A 24804-nucleotide genomic window follows, 5' to 3' on the forward strand; every position below is an offset into this window, starting at 1 on the left:
CTCTCTCCCTTCTTCAAAGCTTGAATTAGGCTAATTGTTTTTGGACAACCTCGTAACCAGTCGTATTTTCTTCAATGGTGGTAATCATTTCTTCTCCATTACGAGTGACTTTTACAGAAAGATAACCTTTTCCAATTCTGATCTTCATAACATGCAAATCGTTCATTCCCTTTAAAAGTTGCGGGCAAAGCGTAATCGTTTTGTTTAAACTGTCAGGAAACAGCCCAAGAATCGTTTGGATAAAAACAAGCGGAGTTCCTGCTGCCCATGCTTGCGGTGAGCACGCTACTGGATATTTCACAGCACGTCCCGCCTCAGTACCGTAACCGCAGAACAGTTCAGGCAAGCGGTCATATTCAAAGTGTTCAGCCGCTTCGATCAAGCCATGAATGACTGTGTTGGCCGCTGACTGGCGGTTAAGTTTGCTCATTCCAAGCAGGATCATGCTGTTATCATGCGGCCAGATGCTGCCGTCATGGTAGCTCATCGGGTTATATCCTGCTTCTCCCTCAGCCATCGTACGAATGCCGTATCCTGAGAAGAAGGCTGGAGATATTAACTTTTCAATTACAGCATCCGCTTTGTTTTCTTCTAACATTTCTGCAAAGAGCACATGCCCCGGATTCGTCGTTAATGTTCCTACTTGTTTTTTTTCCTTATCTAAAGCAATGGCATGAAACTCCTGATCTTCCATCCAAAACGCTTCATCATATCTTCGCTTTAACTGATCCGCTTGATCCCGAAGCTTTGCCGCTTCCTCCGTTTTCCCTTGTGCTTCATAAATCGTTGCTACTCCTTGTTTTGCCTGATACACATACCCTTGAACTTCAGAGAGCGCGATCGGTGTTTCAGCATAATCACCGTTTCGATGAACGATTGAGTCACCCGAGTCTTTCCAGCCTTGGTTCGCGATGCCTTTACTGGATTCCTGATGATACTCAACAAAGCCATCACCATCGCGGTCACCGTACTCATCGATCCACATGAGCGCAGCGTCCACGTTCTGCGAAAGTTTTTCTGCTAAAGAAAGGTCACCAGTCCACTTTGTATATTCAGATAAAAGGACTAAAAAGAGCGGTGTCGCGTCAATCGTTCCGTAATATGGGGTAAACGGAATCTGGTTTGTTGCCGCAAGTTCTCCGTAACGGATCTCATGCATGATTTTACCTGGCTGTTCATCTCGCCACGGATCCACCTTTGTCCCCTGCTGAGATGCCATCGTTAAGAGAGTTCCTTTTGCAATCTCAGGATTGAATGCTAGCATTTGAAGCGCCGCTATTAAACTGTCTCTTCCGAACGGTACTCCGAACCATGGTAGACCGGCAACTGGAAACTGCCCATGTCCAATGTCTGTCAAAAGGACACGCAAATCTTGTATTCCGCGGTCTACTAATCTCTGAAGCGGTTCGTAATCCGTTTCAACACTTGTAGTTTCAGACTCCCACTTTTCGTAAGAGCCTTTAAGAAGTTGAAGTGCAGCATCCGGCTCAATAACCGTACCTGACTCTCCATCAATCTCAGGTGAAACGGTAAAGGTCACAGACTGAGCTTCTCCATGATTCAAACGAAACTTGAATGCAACCACTCCTTCTTTTTTCACAGATACCGCATCACGATCCCATTGAATTTTGGTAGCTCGTTCAACTTCATCTGTTCCTCTATAAAAATAGCTCAATGATCGATCCGTCACTTCTTCTCCTGTTTTCTTGCCTACATCACCGAATTGAAATCCTCGTACGATAAACATATCTGTAAAATCAGCATCGACATGTAGGCTGACTTCGAACTCCACTGGCTTTGGATAATAGTTTTTCAGTTGAAGTGTTTCATAGAGCACACCATCATAGATTAAACGCTTTCTTTCAATCTCTACTGATTCTCTCCAAAGAATCAGCTCTCCGTCCTCTTCCATGTGAGGATTGGTCAGCAAAATTTTTGCCATATAGTTCTCATCGGCTGAAGATGAAAGAAGAATAGGATCTTGACCGTTGATTTTGATATCAAACTTACTTAAGAACCTCGTATCCTGTGTATAGAGCCCCAATCCATAGCTGTTTTCCTGTGGAATATTTCCTTTGTCATCGGTTAAGAAAAATAAATCGTTCTCTTTAATTACGCGGTAATTCACGGTTGTTTCCTCCTGTTTTGTTTAGATGTTTTTCGTATATCTTGTTGCTTTTGATAGTAGTTAATTTCCGCTCCAGGTTACTCGCTTTCCACGGGGCGTGCGGTGAGCCTCCTGCCGCTACGCGCCATTAGGAGTTTCCACCTGACCGCTCGTCCCGTAGGAGTCTTGCACCTTACTCTCCGATCAACTTGTCAGTGAAGGAAATGAATAAATTACTTAAAAGCAACAATCTTAGAGCTTTTGTTGAAAAGTTCCCCAAAACGTTTTCGGTACTTTGTATTTTAAAAACCACTAATTGTGGTTTTCAGAAGTTGATTCTCTTTTTATGAATGTTGTGTTAAGCACTTTCCTTTTGCTGCCTTTGTTTCCTTCGAGCATGTCTGTTAAAAGTTTCGTTGCTTCAAACCCTAACTGATAGCGGTCTTGAGCAATCGTAGTAAGTGAAGGTGTGGAATAGGCTGACAGAATAATATTGTCAAAACCGACGATCGATAAGTCTTCTGGAAGCTTTCGTCCCATTTTCTTGGCTGCTCTTATCGCCCCCATCGCCATTAGGTCACTGGCACAAAAGAGTGCCGTAATTTCAGGACGCTCTTGAAGAAGCTTTGCCGTTTCGGTTTCTGCTTTTTCTTCTAAAAAAGCACCATCCACAACATAAGATTCATTAGAGACAACCCCCTTTTCCTGAAGAGCCTCCTGATAGCCTTCCAGCCGTTCTTGGCTGACGAAAGCCTGGCTGTGTCCGTTGATCATCCCAATATGCTTATGACCAAGGTTCAATAGGTGTGTGACAGCTGATTTCGCACCGTCTCTATTATCGGTTGTGACATATCCAACTGAATCGCTCTCCATCGGGATGTCAATGAGAATACACGGGATATCACTTTTCAGAACTTCTTCTAGATAGGGATCATCCGTTTTAATTCCTTGCAGAATAATTCCTTCGACTTTCCGCTCTTGAACAAGCTGATTGTACGTCTTTTCCTGCTGTTTTTTCGAGTCTGTACTGATGAGAACTAACTCATAGCCGAGTTCTCCAGCACAATCATTTACTCCGCAAAGCACCTCATACGTGAAATTGTCTTTGCTTCCTTCAATCCTTAGACCTGAAACGAGCAAACCGATCGTTTTTGTCTTCTTCATCACGAGACTTCTCGCCAATAAGTTTGGACTGTATTTTAGTTCCTTTGCGATCTCTTTAATTCGCTCTCTTGTTTTTTCGTTTACGTCAGAATATCCGTTCAACGCTCTTGAAACCGTTGTAACAGATACTCCTGCTTTTTTTGCTACATCCCTAATCGTGGCCACTTTTAATCCTCCAAAACGTTTCGGATATGATTTGTTGTCTATCTTAACCTTAATTGAATTCGCTTTCAAGTATAATTTTAAAATTTCAGAAAAAGGAATTTACTTACTTTGTGAGGAACTTTAGATTTATGAACCAATACAAGAAAGAGGGTTTCTTACTTGAAAGAGCTTCTAGATCTAGACTTAATCCATTTTGCAGAAAAACTTCAGCTGCCTGAAATTGTAGTTGATACCAATGATATGAGATGGGTTCCTTTTGATGAAAATAAAACATGTCATTTTAAACCCATTCGCTTTGATTTTACAACAGGAACTTGGACTTATTTGTTTAAAATAAAACCAAATCAAGTACTTACCCGCCACAGGCATACAGGCGGAAATGTTATTGGATTTAATCTTAAAGGTCAATGGCGATATGCTGAGAGAGAATGGGTAGCCAAACCCGGTACCTTTATCTTTGAACCCCCTGGAGATATACATACCTTAATAACGGAAAACGAAGAAGTTATTACTCTATTTACTTTAGGTGGATCTCTTCAGTATTTTGATGAAGAAAATCAAATAGTAGGTCAGGATGACATTTTTTCAGTCTACAAAAAGTACTGTGATTTTTACTTAGAAAATGGCTTAACGATGAATCCAAATTTACTCGAAAAGTGAAGAAACCCCTGATGAAACCAGCCTTGGCTTCTTCAGGGGTTTTTCTCATTATTTATCCTCTGCCTTTTCATGTGGAATTTCTTGCGTAGGTGCATCTGTTTCTGAAACTGTCTCTTTTCTTTCTTCTTCTTTCCATGATTCTTTTTCGTTGTGAATATGATGAAGCTTTTTCACTTGTCTTTGCAGCTGAATGACTCTGATCAGACCAAATAAACCAACAGATAGACCTCCAAAGACTGCAGATCCCAAAATAACAAGTATAAGCGGCCAGTTAGCTGTGCCAAACAAATAATTGACCTCAACATCACCAACATTAATGACAGCAAATGTTGCAATAATCAGTGCAAAGATAAAACCAAATAACAGGTACAATTGCATTTTCATATTTATCACCTCATAAGTTATCTATTCCCGTATTGCCGAAAATTCTACCTGGAACACTAAAAATATTTCTTCATAAATTTGAGATGTATCCTATTAGGGTATTCTTTATGAAAGAAGGCGGTGTTTATATGACAATAAAAGCTTATGTATATGATGCTTACGGTACTCTTTTTGATGTTCACTCGGTTTCAGAAAAAGCTGAATCTGAATTTAAGGGGTACGGTAAAACAATCAGTGAACAGTGGCGTAAAAAACAGGTTGAATATTTTATGCTTCATCAGCTGACAGGCAATTACAAACCATTTTCTGAAGTTACGAAAAATGCCCTTTTGTATACTTTAAAAAATCTTTCTCTTCAAAGCAATGAAGATACACTCCACTCTCTCATGCAATCCTACTTAGAACTAGAAGTGTATGAGGAGGTTCGTGCCACATTAGAGACCTTGCAAAATCAAAATAAAACACAGATTATTTTTTCAAACGGCAACTACGAAATGCTGAATCCTCTTGTTGAAAAAAGAGATTTAAATCATCTCTTAAAAGTTTTATCCGTAGATGATGTAAAACAGTACAAACCGGCCCCAGCAGCCTATCAATATGCACTTGAAACACTTGGCGTAGAACCATATGAAGTTTTATTCATGAGCTCTAACTTCTGGGATATAACAGGTGCTTCATCTTTTGGTTTTAAAACTGCATGGATCAATCGGGCAGGATTTGAAATCGATGAGCTAGGCATTAAACCCGATTATATTTACAAAGATCTTAGAGGACTGCTGGAATAAATACTTTTCAGGAAAAATTTATGTTAACATCATAAAGAAAGTTAACGATTAGGGGATGAAGGTATGGGGTTAGCATTCAAAAAAGCGACTGAGGTTGAGATTGAAGAAATTTATGAGTTAGCTGGTGTAAATCGTAAAGAAGCGACAAATTGTAATGCTGAGGACAATAGAGAAAGAATGATTGAAGCTTACGAACACTCTGCGAAATACAATGCTTATTTTGTTTGTTTAATGGATGGAGATACCTTGTTAGGCTGGGTTCAAATTGATAAGGCTTATGACTATTTAACAGGTGATGAAATTGGCTGGATTAACGATTTGTATGTAAAATCCTCTTACAGAGGAAAAGGGTACTCGAAGCTATTAATCGAAGAAGCGTTTAAAGAATTCAAAAAGAACGGATATAGCGATGTAAGACTAAATGTTTATTCTTTTAATGACAAAGCTATAAAACTGTATGAAAAGATGGGCTTCAAAGACGTAAGCAAATTTATGAAAGTTTCTATATAGAAAAAGCTTGAGGACCTGCCTCAAGCTTTTTCTTTCCTTTCATGTTTTATTTGAAAACTTATAAGTTAAGTATTTTTTCAAATATGGATTTTTTCTTTTCCATTTCTTCTTCCTGTTCTACAGATGTTGGGATCTGCTCTGCTTCAATATGCTTAATGATAGGGACAGCTTTTAATTCAGTAAAAGTGGATTCAGGTACTTCCCACATACCGTTTGCAGCTTTTACTCTTACCCAGATATCTTTTTGGCAATCAGGACATGACTTCATGTCATAATAATGAAACTTATAAATGTATTCATTTTTCCTTATTTTCCATTGAAAAAGATCATACTCTTCGAATTCATCTTCACTAGCGGTTTTTTTCCTTTCATCTGGAACAACATCTACATATTTCGTTCTGGCACTTTCAGACAAAAGATTATATTTCATCGATTCATTGTATTGAAGTTCGGCGTCTGCCCATTGTGAAGCAATTGCCTGTGCATCCAACTCTCCTTGATCATCCCTCCCAACGAACAATAAGACAATTGAACTAACAATTAAACCAACAAATATAAGAATTAATATGTAACTGAAACCTTTATACTCTTCTTTCAATTCCAGTTTGAATTTTACTTTATTTGCGCTCATAAGATTCTCCTAAATTTATACCAATTCCACACTCACGATTGTTTTCCACGTAGATGGATTATGGCATCTCATCGCAGGTGTCAGATAGATTTCCCGATGACTCTTTTTCATTTGATATCCTTGATCCTCTGCAAACTGAATCACTTCTAATAGTGTTGTTTTTGTTTCACGATAATGACCGACATGTAACTTTTGCACACACAGAACCGACTCTGCAGTTATAAGCTTTGTTTTTGGGTTCTGTCCTTTTAAGTTCTTAGCGACGTTCCTTTGTGCTTCTTCAAACATCTCATCTGTTATGCAATCCGGAACCTGCATCACTTGGGTAGCCGTGGCTAAGTTATCGTTCATTTCATGCCAAATAATTTCGTGAGGCATCAGCTTAAATTTATAATCTATCTTTGTTTTAGTAATGTGTTTTAGCTGATTGACGATCTTCCATACAATCCACTGCTGGTCCACAGGTTCTGGCCGTCCTGCCCAATCCATATGATAAGCAGTGTTCATCTCTTGTATTATATATTTCAGTTGAGGCATACGTTGAATACGCACTGGACCTGGCTTCTCACCATAAATTTCTTTATGAATTTTACGATGATCATGTGTTATTACTTTTGTTTGCAAAAGGAATCACCTCATCTATTATTTGGAAAATTATGATAATATTAGCCTATCATAAAACGAACGGTATTGGAGTAAAAAGGAGGTTTTTATTATGAAAAAATTACTTTGTGCAGCTGGCTTTTTCATTCTCACTTTTTTGCTTGTACTGTTCCTTATGAATCTCGCATTTCACCAGATGATTCCAGACATCCACCGAACTTTTATCGAAGAGAAAGGCTGGGATTTAGCATTTTATTTGCCTAAGAAAGAACGTTTTTCAATACCTGAATATCCAGAGCCGTTGGAAACCTTCTATTTAGCGGGAGTTGATTTTAGAGGATATGAAAAAACGAAAATAACGAGACACCAATACCGATTAGAACAAAAATGTGATACCAGATATCTTGAGGCGGTAATCCTAACAGGAGATGAAAAGATTATTGGCAGTTATATTCGTGCATCTGATACAGTTCCAGGGGTAGCTGAAATGGTTGAGAAGGATTATTTTATGAAAGAAAAATATTGTATTAATTAAAAGACGCTCTAGAAAATTCCCGAAGCGTCATTCGTTTTATTGTTCTATTTGTTTTAATCCTTTTGCTAATTTTTCTGTATCTAAGTTCTCACCGATAAACACCAGTCTTAACGGCATCTTCATGAGCTCTTTTTCGTAATTTGGGAGCCCGTAAGAATATTGAAAAAGATAGATTTGTCCGTCTTCAAGTTTGATATAGCCTTTGATCCTGTATATCGATGATGGTGCTCTGCGCAGCCAATTTTCAAAAGCTTCTTTTTTGACAGGACCTTTGAACGGATACACCCATGTTTTCACCTTTAGTTTGTCGGCTGTAACTTTTTGATGCTCATTTCTGTCTTTTACAGAAAGTGCGAACAGCTGATCAATGTCTGCTTTCGCATAATCGGTCAGCACGTATGGTGTTCCTTCATTTAAGCGTTCCGAATCTTTTTTTATCGATTGTTTCTGTTCGTCTGACAAAGCACCAGTCTTGTTCCAAATAATGTAGTCGGCATGCTTTATTTGTTCCAGCATCAGCATTTTCGCCTGCACACTCATCGTCCCCCGATCAAGCCACCTTGGTGCATCCATGACCGAAATGATTCCAGATACATGCAGTTCATCAAGCAGGTATGGTGACAAACAAGCGTCCAGCACATCAATCGGATGAGCAGCACCTGTTGCTTCTATGATCAAAGTGTCGAGTTCATTTTCCTTACAAAGTCCCCAAAGCTGCTTTTCAAGCTGGTCAGATAACGAGCAGCAGATACAGCCATTAAGCAGTTCTTTTAACGGAATATCTCCCGGGACTGCATCAGAATCAATCGAAACTTGTCCGAGTTCGTTCATGAGGACAGCTGTTTTGTGATTTCTTTCTTTTTCCCGCTGCAGCAGCTGCTTGAGTAAGGTTGTTTTTCCGCTTCCCAAAAAACCTGCCAAAATGATTACGTTCGCTTTTTTCATGTTACACCTCATACATTATTAATCGCTTGTTGCCTTCTACAATAAGAAACCCTATAAAATCTACTTAAATTTACTATTGTGCGTATTATATTCTCTGGACGAGCATAAATCTTCCCGAGCGCGCATAAACCTTCCCGAACGACAAAAAACAGCCCAGTTACAGGCTGTTAACATTTACTTTAGCTAATAATTTTTTAATGATATCAAGACTGACTTCTTCCCAAAGTGCGTGGTCTGTCGTGAAAAGTGTTGATATCTTTTCAGCAAAAAGCTTAAATGCTTTTTCATAGCGCGGATCGTCTTTTGCAGGAAGCTTCCTTTTGCGTTCCTCTACCAGTTGCTGTAATTTCGGAGCACGCGGTCCCCACTTCACAATTTCCTTACCCTTTTCATCTATAAAGATAATGATTGGAATAGACTTGGCTTTATTGGTAAGGTATCGATCCATCAGTTCTGGATTCTTATCACGCTGAATAAAACGGACATCAATGAGTGCTTCGTCCGCCATTCGCATAAAAACAGGGAGATTCAACATCGCGTCACCGCACCAATCTTCGGTGATCACAATTGCTCTTAACCGGCTTTTTTGCATGCCTTGCAGCGCATCTTTCATCGGATCTGGAAGTACGAATGCATTATAGATTGATAGCAAGTTCTCTTTGTGTGTATTCATAGCATTTATATATGCATAGCGAGTCATGCCTTTTTCAAACCACTTATTGAGGTCAACCATTCTATGTTCCTCCCTGTTCTTTATCTACTCTTATTGTAACCAAACAAGGGGGAGTTGTGGCAATGAAAACGCCTTAAATTTATTTATTTGGTTCTTTTACCCTGCTCGAAGTTTTTTCTGGAGTTGGGAAACAGCGAACAAAAGCAGGTATCTCTCACGCGGCGTTAACCGGAGCCAGTCCTTTACTTTGTATTTCATACTGAATTCCACCTTTCAATTACATTTAAACCTTGTACTTCTTTTAATACCACTATTATTCAAAAAAGAAACTATATTAAACACATTACTTTTCGTCAAATAATGAGCTCTTTCGCAAGAATGCTTTCATTTTCATCTATATAAAAAATATTTTTAGAAAAGGTTTTCGTTTCTTTTTATAGAATAAAGGGAAAAGAATCGAAAAACGGGTGAGGTGTTAAGTGGATATGAAAATGTTGAGCGAAAATGTTAAAACGTTATTCTTTACGGATGATGGAAGTATTCCAAATCATCCTTCTTGGCCAGTTCTTTTGTACGTTGGTGAACTAAAAGAACCTCAGGATGCCCTGGATGTTTTTGAGGAGAACGGATGGACGAACGGTTGGAAGAATGGCGTGTTCGATTACCATCATTACCACAGCAACACACATGAAGTATTAGGGGTTATGAGCGGTGAAGCCGTACTATTATTAGGCGGCGAAGACGGTGTTTCCGTTACCGTTTCGAGGGGGGATGTTATCGTGTTGCCCGCAGGAACCGGTCATAAAATGATCGGCTGCAGCACCGATTTCAAAGTAGGAGGAGCCTATCCAGGCGGAATGGAACACAACCTGAAAAAAGGTGAGCCTAACGAACGTCCTGAAGTGCTCGATGAAATTATGCTAGTTCCATTGCCTGAAACGGATCCGCTGTTCGGAAAAGAAGGTCCTCTATTAGAGTTATGGAAAAGCAAATAAGAAAAAGGCGGCTCAAAATTATTTTGGGACCGCCTTTTTTATGTTATCATAAAGTTAAAATTTACCAGGTTGAAGAAAGGAGTACATGATGAAAGAAAACGTAAAAGGCGGCTTGTTCGCTTCCCTATTTGTTTTAATCGGATTTCCGATTATTTTTACTGTTAGTTCCATAGTGACCGAAGACTGGAGATACCTCATCTATAGCATTGGTCCGATCCTTACCGCTGGATTAACTAGTCTTATGTTTACTTTGCATCATATGAAAAAGAAATCTGAGATCCGCTGATCAGATTTTCCACCACTTAGAACGAGGGTGTTCGTCATCTAGGGATATCGTTTCGCCGATCTGAGGGGTTGAAATCATCACATTATTCACATCCGCAGCTTTTACCACCCGTTCAACTGGATCTGTCCAGTCATGCAGTGATAATGTAAATGCCCCCCAGTGAATGGGTATCATCATCTTCCCTCTTACATCCAGATGTGCCTTTACAGTTTCTTCTGGCATCATATGGATCGCAGCCCATTTTTCATGGTATTGACCACACTCCATCAAAGTTAAATCAAAAGGTCCATATTTTTCACCAATCTCTTTAAAATGCGGACCATATCCACTGTCACCGCTAAAATAGATTTTCGTCTCTTGGCCTTTAATAACCCAAGAACACCATAGCGTAGAGTTACGATTCGTTAAACTCCTGCCAGAAAAATGCCTTGCTGGTGTACACACAAGAGTGAGACCCGCCGCGACAACTACATCCCACCAGTTACATTCTTGAATTCTCTCTTGCTCAACACCCCATCTCTTCAAATGATTGCTGACTCCGAGCGGAACAACGAATTGATTTACTTTACTCTTTAGCTTTTTTATAGTCCCATAATCAAGATGGTCGTAATGATCATGCGATAAAATAACCAGATCGATTTGAGGCAGTTCATCAACTGAAAAAGGCAGTTCCTTGCTATACCGTTTGTTCCCAAACCATGGAATGGGCGACGGTGCTTTCCCGAACATCGGATCAAGAAGAATCCGTTTATTATCGATTTCCAGCAATAACGAAGAATGACCGAACCATGTCACCTTTGGTGTTTGGTTCTTATATTGTTTTGATAACTGAAGCGGTTCTATTGGAATCGGCCGATTGGGCTGTCTTTTCGGATTTCCTTTTAGGAATTCTTTTAATACAGGCAGCATAGATCGAAAATCCGTAGTCATTTCGGTAGGAATTTGATTAACGAACGCACCGTTGGAATAATGTTCGAGTGAACTGTATTTTGTTATGACTTCTTTAGAGGGATTGCTTCCAAACACCGGGTGTAACGTGATGAATAAGAACGCAATCAGTAGAACAACAGCTATTAGGAGTAAAGCAAGCATATTTACGACCTCTCTTAAAACAATGTAGTGTAAATATACTACTCCTTTTCTTTCGAGCGAAGCAACTTTTAAGCTGACTTGTCTAGTGGCAGTTATGAGTGGGTAGTGATGAAATTCGTCGAATTGTCGACTCGTGGATAAATGCCCAAAATTTTTGGATTGAAGGTCAAAATTTTTGGATTGAGTGGTAAAACTCGTGGATTCGCCCCAAAATTTTTGGATTCCCTCCTGTTTTGAGCCCTTATAACGCCGAGCCCCCCCCGCCGTCTGCTGGTACGCACACTCCAAAACCTATTCTGAACAGTTTTTTTCAAAAACTGAACCATATTTTAATCGAAAACATCCTGTAGAACATTAATATCGGCTCCACACAGCAAAAAAGCTGATCTATTCCGGACGGCTTCTTGCCCAGAAGATCAGCTTTTGTTCCAATTATTCATTTAAGCACTTTCCTTCTCTTTTTTCTTGGCGTTTTTTTTACGTTTTCGTTTCTTTTTCTTTTCGAGCTCTTCTTTCTTTGCCAGCAATTTTGCACGTCTTCTCATCTCTTCATAGATTTTCACAACCAGCATTGCAAAACTGATGAGAAGCGCCAATATTTTATACGCCATTCTCCAACACCCCTTTCTTCCGAAGAAGCGGGCTTATATCATGAATCTGGATCTTTGGCTGCTGCCGTTTCCATCGGAATTCTCATTGCTCGATAGGTATCCTTATCACACACCGCTTTTTCCTGTGCGTTTAAGACAAGCAATCCGTTTCCTTCTGCCTTTTTCGTCAACCCGATACTTAATGTGTTTTTAACGAGCTGAGCGTAAACTTCTGCTTCAGAGAGCTCGCGACCAAACAGTTTTTCCTCCCGTTCGATCAGTAATGCTGCTGCACCTGAAACATGAGGTGTTGCCATGGAAGTTCCAGACAGCTTGGCATATTTATTTCCAGGATAGGTTGAGATCACATCAACTCCTGGTGCTACGAGATCAATTTCATCATTAGTATTTGAAAAAGGAGCCAGCTTCATATTGGCATCTACTGCCCCAACTTGTACCACTTCTTTATAAGCTCCTGGAAAAGCATGTTCGTTTGTATCTTCTTTGTTGTCCCCCTCATTTCCAGCCGCACAGACTACTAGAACATCTTCCAAAACTGCTCTTTGAATCGATTCGTGAAGTTCAGGAACATCATTCGGTCCACCGAGTGACATCGAGATTACGCGCACTCTCTCCCCGTTCTCGCCTCTCCATTTTACCGAATAATCGATCGCATCGATGATCCCTTGATACGTTCCGCTTCCATCTTTACCGAGTACCCGGCAAATCAGCAGCTTCACGTCCGGTGCAACACCTGCAACACCTGCGTTATTTAGCGTTGCCGCTATTGTACCTGCAACATGTGTTCCATGGTAATGCGCATCCGTATAATCGTCTTCTTCTCCTTCTACGAAATTCCGACCGCCTGCGATTCGATTCGCGAGTTCGGGATGACTTGTGTCACAGCCTGTATCGAGAACAGACACCACAACACTTTGTCCTTTTTCACCTTCACGCCAAAAAGCAGGAGCGTTGATCATTTCAACACCGTATGGAATTTCCTCTTTCGATGTTTCCATTACATCTTCCAATACAAAGGGAATTAAACGAATTTCACTCATGATCCTTACCTCCTTTTAATAAGAAAGATTAGTGAATCATTTGGAATTACTAGGGCTGTAAAAATTCATGTCAGACTTGCTGGTTGATGAAACTTTCGAAGATGATGGGAACCTCCTTTCTTTTAGTGTAAGAAAAAAAGAATAAAGATTCTCGCTGAGGGTACTATTATAACTATTCTAACAAACTGTTAAAGATTTCCACAAGACCTGTTTTAAAAATAAGGAATTATGTCTACATCGACAATTTATGCAAATGGAATATAAGCATTCATTCTTAGCATCTCCTTATGTTTCGACATTTTTTACTAGTCTTTTAAAACTATTATAACAAAAGGAACTCTCAAGTCTGGATCGGCGTCCGTTCTTGAGAGTCTTTTTACTAGACTATTTTCTATAGATTAGTAGCGAACAGCATCAGCTGCGTTTACACGTCCTTTAGAGTAGTAAGAACCTGTTCCAGATGTGTAATCAGCTGTGTTCTCGATCGCTGCACGAATGTTGGATGCACTGCGTCCCTGTGAAGCTAGTAATCCAGCAATACCTGCTACTAGAGGACATGCCATTGAAGTACCAGACATGTAAGCATATCCGCCGTTACGAACAGTGGATGCAATGTCTACTCCTGGAGCTGCTACATCAACCCAAGATCCGTAGTTAGAGAAAGAAGCTTTAAGATCGTTGCGGTCAGTAGCTGCTACAGCGATCGCGTTGGAATAATAAGCCGGGTAGCTTGGAGCAGATGTGCTTTCATTTCCTGCTGCAGCAACAACAACTACACCTTTAGATGCTGCATAGTTTACAGCGTTTTGAAGTGAAGTCGCTCCACTTGGTCCGCCAAGGCTCAATGAAACTACTTTTACACCGTTATCAACAGCATGGTAGATTCCGTTTGCTACATCATCTAAAGATCCGCTTCCGTTTGCATCAAGAACGCGCACTGCATAAATGTAAACGTTTGGCGCCATCCCAGCAATACCGCGAGAGTTGTTTGTTGTAGCAGCTGCGATACCTGCTGCGTGTGTTCCGTGATTGTTCAGATCCATTGGATCCCAATCGTTATCAACGTAGTCATAACCCTTGATAACTCCGCCCGCTAAGTCTGGGTGGTTGTAGTCAACACCCGTATCGATGATAGCTACTTTTACTGACGAAGATCCACGAGTAATATCCCAAGCTGATTGTGCACTGACTTTTTGAGGTGCCCATTGTACACCATTTGAGAAGTACGTGTCGTTCGGTGTCCAAGAAGCATGGTATGTATAGTTCGGTTCCGCGTACTCTACATCTCCGCTCTTTTCATATTCTGCGATAGCTTCTTCCACTGTTCCTTCTTTAACTTTGATTACGTGGAATTTTGGTCCTTTTTCTTTCACTTCATCATTTGCTTTAACTGCTAATGACTTTGCCTTGAAGTCTGAAACACCATCTTTAAATTTTACGATAATTTCTTGAGGAGTTACATTCGCCTTTACCTCGGTACTTTTCGCCGCTGAAGCCGGTGATGTAAGAGATACAACTAATGGTAATACTGCTGCCATAGTGGCAATCTTCTTAAACATTTACTTCACTCCTTAAAATTTATTTGTTGTCGACAATTTCTAATATAGGGGTGAAATAACTGAAAATAAAGAAAAATTTTACTATTCTAGTAAAAACAAATAGATACTACTAATTTTTAAAAGTTTTTACTTAAAATGGGCAAAAAGTCATTGTAATTCCTTCTCATTTTTTGAATCTTTTTACATAGAGACGTAGAATATACCTAGATCGAAACCCTGTATTTTCAACTTGAAAGTGCGACCCCAGTTTTCATTTAATAGTTTTTTACATCGGGCAAAGGGTTTAAATCTCATGATTAGAGGTATACCTAAAGGAGAGTCTAATGTTTTGGAGGGATGTAATATGTTAAAGACAGGCGATAGGGCACCAGATTTCACTCTAAAAAGCGAAACTGGAGAATCGTTTTCTTTTTATCAGCACCTAGAGAAGGATGATCGTTTCCATTTGCTCGTTTTCTTTCGGGGGGAATGGTGTCCGGTTTGCAACGATCAGTTAAAAGAGCTTGAACAGAACATAGACACCTTTAATGAATTAAACACACACATACTCGCGATTTCGACCGATGATATGGAGAACCTGAATAAAATGAAGGAAACTCACTCTCTTTCATTTCCTATATTTAGTGATCCTGAAAGAGTTGCTGCAGAACCCTATGGTGTTCAATTTCATAATGGACAGCTGTATGAAGATCACGGCGAGCATGGAGAACCAGCAATCTTTTTAATCGATGACCAAAAACGTGTGCTGTATTTTGATATACAGACTGGACCATTTGGCCGTCCGACAGCAGAGGATTTGAGAAAGACGATCAAATATATCAAGAAAACTTTGCAGAAATAATAAAAACGGAGTGAAGGCGAATCTGCCTTACTCCGTTTTTTGTTTGTGGAATTGCTGTATATGGAAATATAAAACAAATTATGTGATGAAGGTTAATTTTTATATGATGAGGAGCGTTTTTTATGTGATTATCTTAACTTTCTATGAGACCTTCTCCACTTTTTATGTGATTATTCCCCTTGCTACTCTTCCCCGCCTACAAAATAGTCATTCTTCCTGTAGGACAGTGCACTCAAATGAGCAACTATCTCTTTTTCGTTCTCAACCGTCACTTCGTACCAGGAAGTGCGGTGGTTCCGCTTGATTTCTGAAGCTTTTGCCGTTATTTTGTCTCCTTTTTGACAGGCTGCTAAATAACCAATATTCACCGACAGCCCTACCGAAGTTTTTCCATATGAATTACATGCTACTGCAAACACAAAATCGGCGATCGCAAAAAGCACTGCTCCATGCGCTGTACCGTGTGCGTTCAGCATGTTCTCCGTTACCATCATCTCAGCTTCCGCAGTTCCTGGTCCCATCTCTGTAAGTTCAATCCCGAGCCACTGGGCAAACGTGTCCTGATTCAGTTTTTCTCGGATTTCCTCAGCATATTGATAATGGACCTCTTTATCGTCTCGTTTTATTATCATCTGGATCACCTCTTCTTAATGATTCTTTTTCTCCTCTATAATCCCCTTCTTAAATTTATTCGAGCTTAACACTTCACATATCGACCGAATACACTTACACTATAATAACTAAACCTATAAGAAAGGTCGGAATTATTATGACAAAAAGTCCTACTTCTATCCCTAGACCTTTAGTCCGCACGAATCAATGGTTCATTTTTTTATCAGTTACAGCCACATGGCTCACCGGTCAAGCTTGGATTCTATTATTGCCGCTTATCGCAGGATTACTTGGAATGTTCTTTAACTTTAATCCGGTGATGAGGGTTGCAGCATTATTTTTGAAAAAGAAACCATCTGAATATATTCCTGAAGATAAAGATCAGCAGCAGTTTAACCAGCTTATCGCCATTTCGCTATTAGCTCTAGGATTCATCTCATACACACTGAATTGGACTGGGCTTGCTTTAGCAGCAACTGCAATGGTAGCAGCAGCTTCATTCATCGCTATTTTAGGATTTTGCGTTGGCTGCTTTATCCGCTTCAGATGGCAGCAGTATCGGTATCAGAAAACACAAAATCAATAGCTTGTATGAAGACTCCTTTGATAGGAGTCTTTTTTAAAAGGAATTTATTGTATAAAAATGGAATCTAATAAACAAAGGGAGTGAACGTGATGAAAGGAAAAATCTCAATAATTAGCGGACTGCTCATTGGATTGCTTATTTCTTATTTCACCCTTGACTATAGAGGATCAAGTACTTCGTTTCTTGGTGTTGATGGAAAAGTATTAAATGAAATCACTGAATTGGACTTTAGTTTCATTAACAATGCATTTCTTATTATTGTGATTACTAGCGGGATCATCTACTTTCTCTTGGTTAAGTTAGAAAAAAGTGAACAAAAACATAATAAATCGAGAAACTGAAAAACCATTCGCTCATAAAAGCAAATGGTTTTACTTCTTTATTTTGTTGCTTCAAATACAAAACTTTGTTGGGCATGACTCGGTTTCTTACCATACTCGAAGTCAGCGCTCACTGAAACATTCTTAAATCCAACGCTCTCCATAATCAGCTTTAGTTCTTCAATTCCGTACCAGCGGATTGCAAATCGCTGCAGTTCTGTCTGTATAAGACTTCCCTGACGCCATTTTTCGTATTTCAGATAAGATACTTTGTACTGTTCGAAGAAGTTCACTTCTACTAGTTTATCTTCCATCGTAATGATGTCCCCGTTCAGGCACTCTACCGTTAATGTACGAAGCACTTTTCCCGCTTCGAAATTATCAGTCGGCAGAAAAATATCCAGAATCAAACGGCCGCCATCCTCAAGATTTTCATACATCTGCTCCAACGCCTGACGTGACTCTTCACGCTTTTCAATCAACAAGAACGAGCCTCCAGGAATGATGATATTGTTATACTTTTGAGGCAGATCGAGTTTCTGAAGAACCCTTTGATAAAGGTTCGTCGATAACCCTTTTTCATCGATTCGTTTTTGACAAGAAGCCAGCATCTCAGCAGAATAATCCATTCCATCTACTTGAAGTCCTGCTTCCAAGAGCGGAATGATTACACGTCCAGATCCAACCATAGCCTCCAAGGTGCGTCCGCCGTTTTCCTTCAGTCTGCTCGTGTAATACTCGATGTCCCCGCCAAAAGACTGACCAACTTTTTTAGTAAGATCATAAACTTCCGTACAAAGTTCTCCATAATTGCTAAAAGACATAAATAGATTCCCCCATTAGTGTTTTTACACGGAGGGTCATTGTTAACGAAATCTAACCCTTCCGCACCATCATTAATTGAACATAGCTAGTTTTGTTTTTTAACATCTTTAACCCCTCATTTCTTGTAATATAGGTTAATTATGGTTTTCCCTGAAATTTTCGTCAATATTATTTCAAAACAGCAAAAGTTTGTGATGTTCATCACATACGATTGCTCCCTAACATCTTATGCTTGAATCAGTTCCAAAACATAAAAAGTGTAGGGAGGATTTTAGATGAATCACTTACAAACCATCCTTGTTGCTTATGACGGATCACAGGAAAGCCAAAAAGCATTGGATTTTACAGTGGAATTTGCCAACGAGAGAAAAGATGTTGAACTTCACCTCGTCACCGTTTACCAGCCTGTTTATACGATGGCATACACGTATGCGAACTATCCGGTTGAACAAGCTTCCTACGAATTAAAAGAAAGAAACGAAGCAATCATCCAGAACGCGAAAACAGAAATCAGTTTAAAAACAGATCACCCGATCATTGCTAAAGCGATTGAAGGACACCCAGGAAACGTACTTACCCACTATGCATCTTTAAACGGCATCGATTTAATCGTGATCGGAAGCCGGGGTTTAAGCGGTGTAAAAGAATTATTCTTAGGAAGTGTCAGTCATTACGTTGTGCAAAAAGCTGAATGTCCGGTACTGGTAATTAAGTAACATTTAGAACTGTGAATACCCCTCAAATATTAGAAGATCCCTTATAAATCGGGGATCTCTTTTTTTATTACAAAAATGAGTGAGTACTCACTTGACAACTTTCTGTCCACTGTCATATGCTAAAATTAGAAAATGAGTGATTACTCACTTATGTTTAATCAACCTAAGGAGGTTCTCCACATGACATCTGTTATCCAAGTATTTGATGTCTCAAAAAACTATAGTTCTCAGCGTGTTCTTGAAAATATTTCGTTAAACGTAAAAAAGAATGAGATTTACGGACTACTTGGTCCATCGGGTGCTGGAAAAACGACTCTCGTTAAAATGATCGCCGGAATTGAAACTCCTACAAAAGGCAGTATTGAAGTGCTCGATACACCCATGCCTAATCTTCAGAACATGACCCGCATTGGTTTTATGGCTCAATCTGACGCTCTTTATGTTGAATTGAGCGGTCATGAAAATCTGGAGTTCTTCGCTTCCATTTACGGTTTAAAAGGAACTAAGCAAAAAGAACGTATCGAACATGCTGCTTCGCTAGTGAACCTTACTGAATTTTTAAAGAAGCCTGTTCAACAGTACTCAGGTGGAATGAAACGACGGTTATCATTGGCTGCAGCCCTTCTTCATGAACCCGAGATCTTAATTTTAGATGAACCTACTGTTGGGATTGATCCTGTTCTTCGCCAGTCGATCTGGAACGAACTTTACAAACTTAGTGACGCTGGTACCACGATACTTGTCACCACACACGTGATGGATGAAGCGGAGAAATGCGGCCAGCTTGGCATGCTTCGCGATGGAAGATTAATAGCTTCAGGTTCGCCTCAGCAGCTGAAAGAATCCACAGCAAGTGCAACGATCGAAGATGCTTTTCTTTATTACGGAGGTGTCCGAAATGAGAACTAGAGCTTTAGTTAAACGAATCATCCGGCAGTTCATCCGGGATAAACGAACACTTGCCATGATGTTTCTGGCACCATTACTCATCTTAACGCTTGTGAACCTTGTTTTTTCTGGAAATGACTATGACCCTGAGATCGCTGTAATAAGCAACTCGGAACAGATTGCTTCACAACTTGAGAAGGCTGATAACTCTTTTATTGTCTATGAAAATAAAAAAAGAGCTGCAGAAGACTTAGAAAATGAAAAACTGGATGCAATCGTTGAAATTAACTCGCCATCAACGAAAATTACGCTGGAAGGAAGCAACCCGACAGCTAACAAAGCGGTAATGATGACTGTGGAAAAAACGCTGAAGTCATTGACTCCACAAAATCATCAGCAAAGCTCGATGGAAACAGAAATCGACTACCTGCACGGATCTGCTGATATGGAATCCTTCGACTACATCGGACCGTTTCTAATCGGATTCTTCATTTTCTTTTTCGTATTCCTGATCGCAGGCGTTTCATTTTTGCGCGAAAGAACGACAGGCACGCTGGAACGATTGCTTGCTACACCGATGCGCCGCTGGGAAATGGTTGCGGGATATGTTTTAGGATTCGGGATTTTCACCATCATCCAATCCGCGATCATTGTCTCGTTCTCGATCTATGTACTTGATATCATGATGGCCGGTTCCATCTGGTTCGTTATCTTGATCACACTCATGCTTGCTGTAACCGCTCTTTCACTTGGAACTTTGCTATCGGCATTTGCAAAAAACGAGCTGCAGATGATTCAGTTCATACCGCTTGTGGTCGTTCCACAAGTATTCTTTTCAGGACTCTTTAACATCGAAACGATGGCCGACTGGCTCCAGCCATTAAGCTATCTCATGCCGTTGACTTATGGCGGGCAGGCGATTCGCGATGTCATGATCCAAGGCGGAGGATGGTCAGAGATTTACGACGAGGTTCTTGTACTTGCAGGCTTTTCATTGCTCTTTATGGTATTGAATGTATTGGCGTTAAAAAAACACAGAAAGCTGTAACCGTTTGTCCACTGACGAAAGATGTGTCTATAATATAAGAAACGCACGTTTAAAGGAGAAACACTCATGTCCGATCAAGAATGGATTAAAGAGCTGATGAATGACACCGACGACGCTGTCATTAGTGAAAAGCAGCAAAAAATATTAGCAGCGGCGATCGATACTTTTTCAGAAAAAGGATTTGCAGCATCATCCACAAGTGAAATTGCAAAGAAAGCAGGGGTCGCTGAAGGTACAATCTTCCGCCATTACAAAACAAAAAAAGAACTACTTTTAGCGATCGTTACGCCGACAATGGCAAAGTTTGCAGCCCCTTTCTTTATAAAAACGTTTGCCAAAGAAGTATTTGAGAAGGAGTATGAGCATTACGAGGATTTTTTAAGAATGGTTGCGAAAAATCGTCTGGAATTCGTAAAAAAACATTTCTCCGTATTAAAAATTTTCATTCAAGAGATTGCGTTCCACGACGAGCTTCGCGAACCCTATCAGAAGCTTTTCACCGAGCACGTGTACGGAAAGTTTAAGAAAATCATCGAGCACTTTCAGGAAAAGGGAGAAATCATTGACTTGCCACCTGAAACCATCATACGCATGTCGGCTTCAGGCATCATCGGTTACATTCTCCCACGCTTCCTTCTCTTTCCTAACCAGGATTGGGATGATGACAAAGAAATTGAGCAAATCGTTGAATTTGTCATGTACGGATTAAGCGGAAAACGATAAGAACCATACAGAAACCCGCTCATTTATTCGAGCGGGTTTTGCTTTTTATATAATACGTGTTCATTGCTGACTATTGTCGTGCTTATTGGAGTATAGTGAGACAGGTTCACAGCGTTATCACCGATTGTAGGAGACAATGCTATTGCGGAAGGACCAAGCAATAAATACCCGCAAATGAATACGAGCACAAGTCTCTTTTTCATACTCTCACCTCCTCAGCACATTTTTAGAAAGAAAAAAGAACCTTGAGACTTCATCCCTGGTTCCCTATTATCTTTCTATGAAATTTCCCTTTTCACATAAAACTCAAGCATGATTTTTTCTTCGAATCGGTTTGAATGTGTTTTTTTCTTTTAGGAGGATAACAAAAAGTGAGGCAGCAAGAAGCAAAAGAATCGTGCCTGTTCCTAAAAAGCCATTAGCGTAAGTCGGTATATCGGCGGTTGCCACTTTATCATTGATTTCCATGCCTAAGAAATAAACGCCGATACCATCACCATCTATGGTTTCCGCTCCAACCGCTCTTAAAGATAGACCTTGCGTTAGTAGAAGAACCCCTAACAAAGAGAAGATGATACCGATCACCCATCTCATTTTTATACCTCCTCGTAATAAGAAGCGCGCATTTTTTTAAATGACGGACTTAATTCACTCCATACATCAAATTTGTTTCCATCCAGATCGCAGAATACAAAATTCTCGCCCGCATGACCGCGGTCCTCAATTTCACCAGTCTGAATTCCTAGACTCTTGAACTCCTCGTGCAATTTATACAGCGTATCAATCCCGTCGACTTCAAACGTTAAACTGAATCTTTGATTACCCTTGTAATCTGTGAAGTTAGCACTCTCGTTTCTCTCTGCTCTCACGAGGAAAAAGCTTTGATCTGCTAGATTCATAATCGCTTTATCTTCATCCTGATAGTTAATTTCAGCTCCAAGATTTTCAGCGTACCATTTCGCTGATACGTTTGGATCTTGAACGGGTACATACGTGGTACCTACACGAACTAGTTTTTCTTTCAATTGAGTATCCTCCTCTAATAAACGATATATTCAAGCACAGCTGCCCAAATGATCAGCATCCCATAAAGAACACCACATCCGGCAAGGAAGTGAATCTTCTTTTGCAGAAAAGCGACACTATCTGTAACCTTCCGAAGACTGGTCGATAAAACAATAACAAGAATGGCTATGAGCCAAGGAGACCAATTCTCCTGGAAAAATATCAAAAATACGAGTGGTAAAAACAAAATATAATAAACGACCGTTCCGAGTTTCATAGTGTCCTCCCTTTCCTTTACAATTCTTTATTCTGGAAGAAAAATCCTTCATAAACATAAAGGTAACGGAAGGTTTGGTAGAGAAAATTTAATGATAGGAGGTTATTACATGATTAAAGCAAAGAGCATTACTCCGGTCCTTCGAATATTTGATGTAGAGAAAGCAAAAGAATTTTATTTAGACTTTTTGGAGTTTGAACTCGATTGGGAGCACCGATATGAAGAAGATTATCCTTTATATATGCAGGTGTCAGCAGGTTCTTGCCAATTACATCTTTCAGAACATTATGGTGATTCCAGCCCTGGCATTAAAATCCGAATACATGTTGAAGGTATTGAGGAGCTGCACAATAAAATAAGTTCAAAAAAATACAAGTATGCAAGACCTGGATTAGAAACCGCTCATGGCCATCTGGAAATCAGGATTGGGGATCCATTCGGAAATAAACTTTGTTTTTACGAGCCCCAACAGAGGTAGTTTTTTTGGATGAAAACGGAGAACTAAGCTTCATGGAGATTCATTTATTAATTGAGGATGTCCCTTCTGATTATTTTCAGAAGGGATTTTTCAATTTTAGTAGGAAATCAAGGTGATTTTCAGCAAAATATATGAAAAGTCAGGTTGACCCCAATGTAAAGTGACCAAATTAGGAACAGTTTCGGGTGCCGAAACTGTTTCAAGAACATACCTAACGGGGTATTAAAGTTTGTTCAAGAGGTCGAATCCAGAAAAAAGCGGCATCAATCCAGAAATTTGGGCAGTTTATCCACGAGTTTTAGCCCCCAATCAAAAAGTTTTAGCTGTTTATCCACGAGTTTACATTTCTCGACAAAATCTGCCCTCTCCGATACCCTCGCACCACATTATCAAACAACAAAAAAGCCCTCCAGCTCCGTTTTGGAGCTAAAAGACTTTTTAAAATGTGTGTGATGTTCTACTACTCATTTAAGGCTCTTTTCGCCAATGCACTAATCACCATATCATCCATCGGCGGATTATGAAGTCCCGCACGCACATCACGGTAATGACGCTGCAGCGGATTAGACATGGCCAAGCTTCTCGCTCCTACAATCCTCATCGCGAGATCAACAACTCTTGCAGCCGAGTTTGTTGCCAAATGCTTAACAGCCATTAGTGAAGGTCCTATTTCCATCCTGGACTCGGGTTCCTTCACCCATTTTGCAGCGGTTGTATATAAAAGCTCTCGGGCTTTAAATAATTCAAGTTCCATTTCACCGATCTTGCGTTGAACTTCAGGGACCTCAGCAATGGCTCCTGGCAAACTATTCGGTTTATAGCTTTTTGCGAAATTAACGGCTTCATTTCTCGCCGCCACTGCTACCCCAAGATAACAAGCAGGAATATGAAGCAGCCACGCTTTTGGAAGGTCTAATTTTCCACGTTCTTCTTCAACAAGAGCCTCACCGCTTACGGTTACATCCTTCATCACGAGGTCATCGCTTCGGGTTCCCCGCATAGCGACTGTATCCCATGTCTCTTCTATAGTTACTCCATTTTGCTTCATATCAATTAAGAAGTTTCCTTTTTTTCCCGTATCCCCGATTTGGGCAGAAACAATGGCATAATCGAGCGCCGGCGCCATTGATGTGAAAGTCTTAGTGCCATTGATCACCCAGTCTTCACCTTGCTTCACTGCTTTTGTTTGCGGCATCCCGCCGCGCGTTGGGCTGCCAGTGGCAGGTTCAGATGCAGCACGATTCACAAGAGCTTGATCTCCCACCACTTTTTCGCAAAACGAACGGAACATCTCTTCGTTCCACGTCCGCTCTTCGGCTAGTTCAAGAAAACTGCCAAGATGCCATCCGAGACATAATGCTGTTGCTGCATCTCCTGCTGCAATTCTTTCCTGCAGAAGAACAAACTCATACAGACTCAACCCTTCTCCGCCAAACTCTTTCGGAATCGTTAGCGAAAGATATCCAGCCTCTTTAAGCTCCTTAACGTTCTCAAACGGAAAACTGCCTTCGCGATCATGTTTATCGGCTCTCTCAGCAAACTTTTTTGCCAAAGCATCTATTTTCTTAAACCAATTCTGCTGCGTTTCATTTTTGATATATGCATCGTATAAATAGTTCACAAAACGACAATCCCTTCCTAACAAATCAGAACACTATGTTTTAAAATATAGTGTATGCCTTTTACATAAAAATCGGCAAGGTATATGACCCATAATTCCCCTTTGACATCATCCTGACA

Annotated in this window: 32 protein-coding genes; 14 read left to right on the forward strand and 18 right to left on the reverse strand. The window is 40.2% G+C overall.

Annotated features, from left to right (window positions below):
• Positions 1–25 precede the first annotated feature (25 nt).
• Both UN64_RS09750 and UN64_RS09755 read right to left on the reverse strand, forming a co-directional pair.
• Positions 26–2128, reverse strand: coding sequence for an amylo-alpha-1,6-glucosidase (locus tag UN64_RS09750; RefSeq protein ID WP_077362154.1), 2103 nt, complete (start codon positions 2126–2128; stop codon positions 26–28).
• Positions 2129–2419: 291 nt separating this feature from the next.
• Positions 2420–3436: a LacI family DNA-binding transcriptional regulator gene (locus UN64_RS09755; RefSeq protein ID WP_077362156.1), complete on the reverse strand. Its 1017-nt coding sequence runs from the start codon at positions 3434–3436 to the stop codon at positions 2420–2422.
• Positions 3437–3595: 159 nt separating this feature from the next.
• Between UN64_RS09755 and UN64_RS09760 the strand changes: the two genes are divergently transcribed.
• Positions 3596–4096 carry a 2,4'-dihydroxyacetophenone dioxygenase family protein gene (locus tag UN64_RS09760; RefSeq protein WP_139343073.1) on the forward strand — a complete coding sequence of 167 codons (501 nt, stop codon included), beginning with the start codon at positions 3596–3598 and terminating at the stop codon, positions 4094–4096.
• A gap of 48 nt (positions 4097–4144) precedes the next feature.
• Here UN64_RS09760 and UN64_RS09765 read toward each other — a convergent pair whose 3' ends face one another.
• A complete protein-coding gene (locus UN64_RS09765; RefSeq protein WP_077362158.1) occupies positions 4145–4480 on the reverse strand; it encodes a LapA family protein in 336 nt (111 codons plus the stop codon).
• Between the two features lie 128 nt (positions 4481–4608).
• Between UN64_RS09765 and UN64_RS09770 the strand changes: the two genes are divergently transcribed.
• Together UN64_RS09770 and UN64_RS09775 are read left to right on the forward strand one after the other, a co-directional pair.
• The gene (locus tag UN64_RS09770; RefSeq protein WP_077363702.1) at positions 4609–5265 is read left to right on the forward strand and encodes a haloacid dehalogenase type II; all 657 of its coding nucleotides are present in this window, start codon (positions 4609–4611) and stop codon (positions 5263–5265) included.
• 63 nt (positions 5266–5328) lie between these two features.
• Positions 5329–5775 carry a GNAT family N-acetyltransferase gene (locus UN64_RS09775; protein ID WP_077362160.1) on the forward strand — a complete coding sequence of 149 codons (447 nt, stop codon included), beginning with the start codon at positions 5329–5331 and terminating at the stop codon, positions 5773–5775.
• A 58-nt stretch (positions 5776–5833) separates the two neighbouring features.
• Here UN64_RS09775 and UN64_RS09780 read toward each other — a convergent pair whose 3' ends face one another.
• On the reverse strand, positions 5834–6406 hold the full coding sequence (locus tag UN64_RS09780) for a hypothetical protein (protein ID WP_077362162.1): 573 nt from the start codon (positions 6404–6406) through the stop codon (positions 5834–5836).
• A gap of 15 nt (positions 6407–6421) precedes the next feature.
• Positions 6422–7030 (reverse strand): hypothetical protein, encoded by a 609-nt coding sequence (locus tag UN64_RS09785; protein ID WP_077362164.1) that lies wholly within the window; start codon positions 7028–7030, stop codon positions 6422–6424.
• A 91-nt stretch (positions 7031–7121) separates the two neighbouring features.
• Here UN64_RS09785 and UN64_RS09790 point away from each other — a divergent pair, with 91 nt between their 5' ends.
• Complete coding sequence (locus UN64_RS09790; protein WP_077362166.1) at positions 7122–7544, forward strand: DUF4830 domain-containing protein; 423 nt, start codon at positions 7122–7124, stop codon at positions 7542–7544.
• Positions 7545–7580: 36 nt separating this feature from the next.
• On the opposite strand, the gene UN64_RS09795 is transcribed toward UN64_RS09790, so the two are convergent.
• A complete protein-coding gene (locus UN64_RS09795; RefSeq protein WP_077362168.1) occupies positions 7581–8489 on the reverse strand; it encodes a CobW family GTP-binding protein in 909 nt (302 codons plus the stop codon).
• A 157-nt stretch (positions 8490–8646) separates the two neighbouring features.
• Positions 8647–9222: a thioredoxin family protein gene (locus tag UN64_RS09800; RefSeq protein WP_077362170.1), complete on the reverse strand. Its 576-nt coding sequence runs from the start codon at positions 9220–9222 to the stop codon at positions 8647–8649.
• Positions 9223–9647: 425 nt separating this feature from the next.
• Between UN64_RS09800 and UN64_RS09805 the strand changes: the two genes are divergently transcribed.
• Both UN64_RS09805 and UN64_RS09810 read left to right on the forward strand, forming a co-directional pair.
• Positions 9648–10157 (forward strand): cupin domain-containing protein, encoded by a 510-nt coding sequence (locus UN64_RS09805; RefSeq protein WP_077362172.1) that lies wholly within the window; start codon positions 9648–9650, stop codon positions 10155–10157.
• Between the two features lie 85 nt (positions 10158–10242).
• On the forward strand, positions 10243–10443 hold the full coding sequence (locus UN64_RS09810) for a hypothetical protein (protein WP_245801997.1): 201 nt from the start codon (positions 10243–10245) through the stop codon (positions 10441–10443).
• Here UN64_RS09810 and UN64_RS09815 read toward each other — a convergent pair whose 3' ends face one another.
• From UN64_RS09815 to UN64_RS09825, 4 genes are all read right to left on the reverse strand, one after another.
• The gene (locus UN64_RS09815) at positions 10444–11535 is read right to left on the reverse strand and encodes an MBL fold metallo-hydrolase (protein WP_077362176.1); all 1092 of its coding nucleotides are present in this window, start codon (positions 11533–11535) and stop codon (positions 10444–10446) included.
• Positions 11536–11975: 440 nt separating this feature from the next.
• Positions 11976–12146, reverse strand: a complete 171-nt coding sequence (locus tag UN64_RS20885) for a hypothetical protein (RefSeq protein ID WP_171978857.1) — start codon at positions 12144–12146, stop codon at positions 11976–11978.
• A gap of 38 nt (positions 12147–12184) precedes the next feature.
• Positions 12185–13186 (reverse strand): S8 family peptidase, encoded by a 1002-nt coding sequence (locus tag UN64_RS09820; protein WP_077362178.1) that lies wholly within the window; start codon positions 13184–13186, stop codon positions 12185–12187.
• A gap of 398 nt (positions 13187–13584) precedes the next feature.
• Positions 13585–14745: a S8 family peptidase gene (locus tag UN64_RS09825; protein ID WP_077362180.1), complete on the reverse strand. Its 1161-nt coding sequence runs from the start codon at positions 14743–14745 to the stop codon at positions 13585–13587.
• A 343-nt stretch (positions 14746–15088) separates the two neighbouring features.
• On the opposite strand from UN64_RS09825, the gene UN64_RS09830 reads away from it, so the two are divergent.
• Positions 15089–15586, forward strand: a complete 498-nt coding sequence (locus tag UN64_RS09830) for a peroxiredoxin family protein (RefSeq protein ID WP_171978858.1) — start codon at positions 15089–15091, stop codon at positions 15584–15586.
• 182 nt (positions 15587–15768) lie between these two features.
• Here UN64_RS09830 and UN64_RS09835 read toward each other — a convergent pair whose 3' ends face one another.
• The gene (locus tag UN64_RS09835; protein ID WP_077362184.1) at positions 15769–16218 is read right to left on the reverse strand and encodes a PaaI family thioesterase; all 450 of its coding nucleotides are present in this window, start codon (positions 16216–16218) and stop codon (positions 15769–15771) included.
• Positions 16219–16355: 137 nt separating this feature from the next.
• Between UN64_RS09835 and UN64_RS09840 the strand changes: the two genes are divergently transcribed.
• Complete coding sequence (locus UN64_RS09840) at positions 16356–16784, forward strand: DUF4395 domain-containing protein (RefSeq protein ID WP_077362186.1); 429 nt, start codon at positions 16356–16358, stop codon at positions 16782–16784.
• 86 nt (positions 16785–16870) lie between these two features.
• Positions 16871–17125, forward strand: a complete 255-nt coding sequence (locus tag UN64_RS09845) for a hypothetical protein (RefSeq protein WP_077362188.1) — start codon at positions 16871–16873, stop codon at positions 17123–17125.
• Positions 17126–17163: 38 nt separating this feature from the next.
• Here UN64_RS09845 and UN64_RS09850 read toward each other — a convergent pair whose 3' ends face one another.
• Entirely contained in the window at positions 17164–17928 is a 765-nt protein-coding gene (locus UN64_RS09850; RefSeq protein ID WP_077362190.1) for a class I SAM-dependent methyltransferase, read from the reverse strand.
• Between the two features lie 276 nt (positions 17929–18204).
• On the opposite strand from UN64_RS09850, the gene UN64_RS09855 reads away from it, so the two are divergent.
• The 4 genes from UN64_RS09855 to UN64_RS09870 all read left to right on the forward strand — a co-directional run bounded on the left by UN64_RS09855 (position 18205) and on the right by UN64_RS09870 (position 21304).
• On the forward strand, positions 18205–18645 hold the full coding sequence (locus UN64_RS09855) for a universal stress protein (RefSeq protein ID WP_077362192.1): 441 nt from the start codon (positions 18205–18207) through the stop codon (positions 18643–18645).
• 180 nt (positions 18646–18825) lie between these two features.
• The gene (locus tag UN64_RS09860; protein WP_077362194.1) at positions 18826–19554 is read left to right on the forward strand and encodes an ABC transporter ATP-binding protein; all 729 of its coding nucleotides are present in this window, start codon (positions 18826–18828) and stop codon (positions 19552–19554) included.
• Positions 19544–20581: an ABC transporter permease gene (locus tag UN64_RS09865; RefSeq protein ID WP_077362196.1), complete on the forward strand. Its 1038-nt coding sequence runs from the start codon at positions 19544–19546 to the stop codon at positions 20579–20581. The genes UN64_RS09860 and UN64_RS09865 overlap by 11 nt, the downstream gene beginning before the upstream one ends.
• Before the next feature lie 66 nt (positions 20582–20647).
• Entirely contained in the window at positions 20648–21304 is a 657-nt protein-coding gene (locus UN64_RS09870; RefSeq protein WP_077362198.1) for a TetR/AcrR family transcriptional regulator, read from the forward strand.
• Positions 21305–21327: 23 nt separating this feature from the next.
• On the opposite strand, the gene UN64_RS09875 is transcribed toward UN64_RS09870, so the two are convergent.
• The 4 genes from UN64_RS09875 to UN64_RS09890 form a co-directional block, all read right to left on the reverse strand.
• Positions 21328–21507 carry a hypothetical protein gene (locus UN64_RS09875; RefSeq protein WP_077362200.1) on the reverse strand — a complete coding sequence of 60 codons (180 nt, stop codon included), beginning with the start codon at positions 21505–21507 and terminating at the stop codon, positions 21328–21330.
• A 103-nt stretch (positions 21508–21610) separates the two neighbouring features.
• On the reverse strand, positions 21611–21898 hold the full coding sequence (locus UN64_RS09880; RefSeq protein WP_077362202.1) for a hypothetical protein: 288 nt from the start codon (positions 21896–21898) through the stop codon (positions 21611–21613).
• Positions 21899–21900: 2 nt separating this feature from the next.
• On the reverse strand, positions 21901–22329 hold the full coding sequence (locus tag UN64_RS09885) for a VOC family protein (RefSeq protein ID WP_077362204.1): 429 nt from the start codon (positions 22327–22329) through the stop codon (positions 21901–21903).
• Positions 22330–22343: 14 nt separating this feature from the next.
• Positions 22344–22586 carry a hypothetical protein gene (locus tag UN64_RS09890; RefSeq protein WP_077362206.1) on the reverse strand — a complete coding sequence of 81 codons (243 nt, stop codon included), beginning with the start codon at positions 22584–22586 and terminating at the stop codon, positions 22344–22346.
• A gap of 109 nt (positions 22587–22695) precedes the next feature.
• Between UN64_RS09890 and UN64_RS09895 the strand changes: the two genes are divergently transcribed.
• Positions 22696–23064, forward strand: coding sequence for a glyoxalase superfamily protein (locus UN64_RS09895; protein WP_077362208.1), 369 nt, complete (start codon positions 22696–22698; stop codon positions 23062–23064).
• 460 nt (positions 23065–23524) lie between these two features.
• Here UN64_RS09895 and UN64_RS09900 read toward each other — a convergent pair whose 3' ends face one another.
• Positions 23525–24685, reverse strand: a complete 1161-nt coding sequence (locus tag UN64_RS09900) for an acyl-CoA dehydrogenase family protein (protein ID WP_077362210.1) — start codon at positions 24683–24685, stop codon at positions 23525–23527.
• Positions 24686–24804: the final 119 nt, after the last annotated feature.

It is taken from the genome of Fictibacillus arsenicus (assembly GCF_001999465.1).
Taxonomy (GTDB): Bacteria; Bacillota; Bacilli; order Bacillales; family Fictibacillaceae; genus Fictibacillus; species Fictibacillus arsenicus.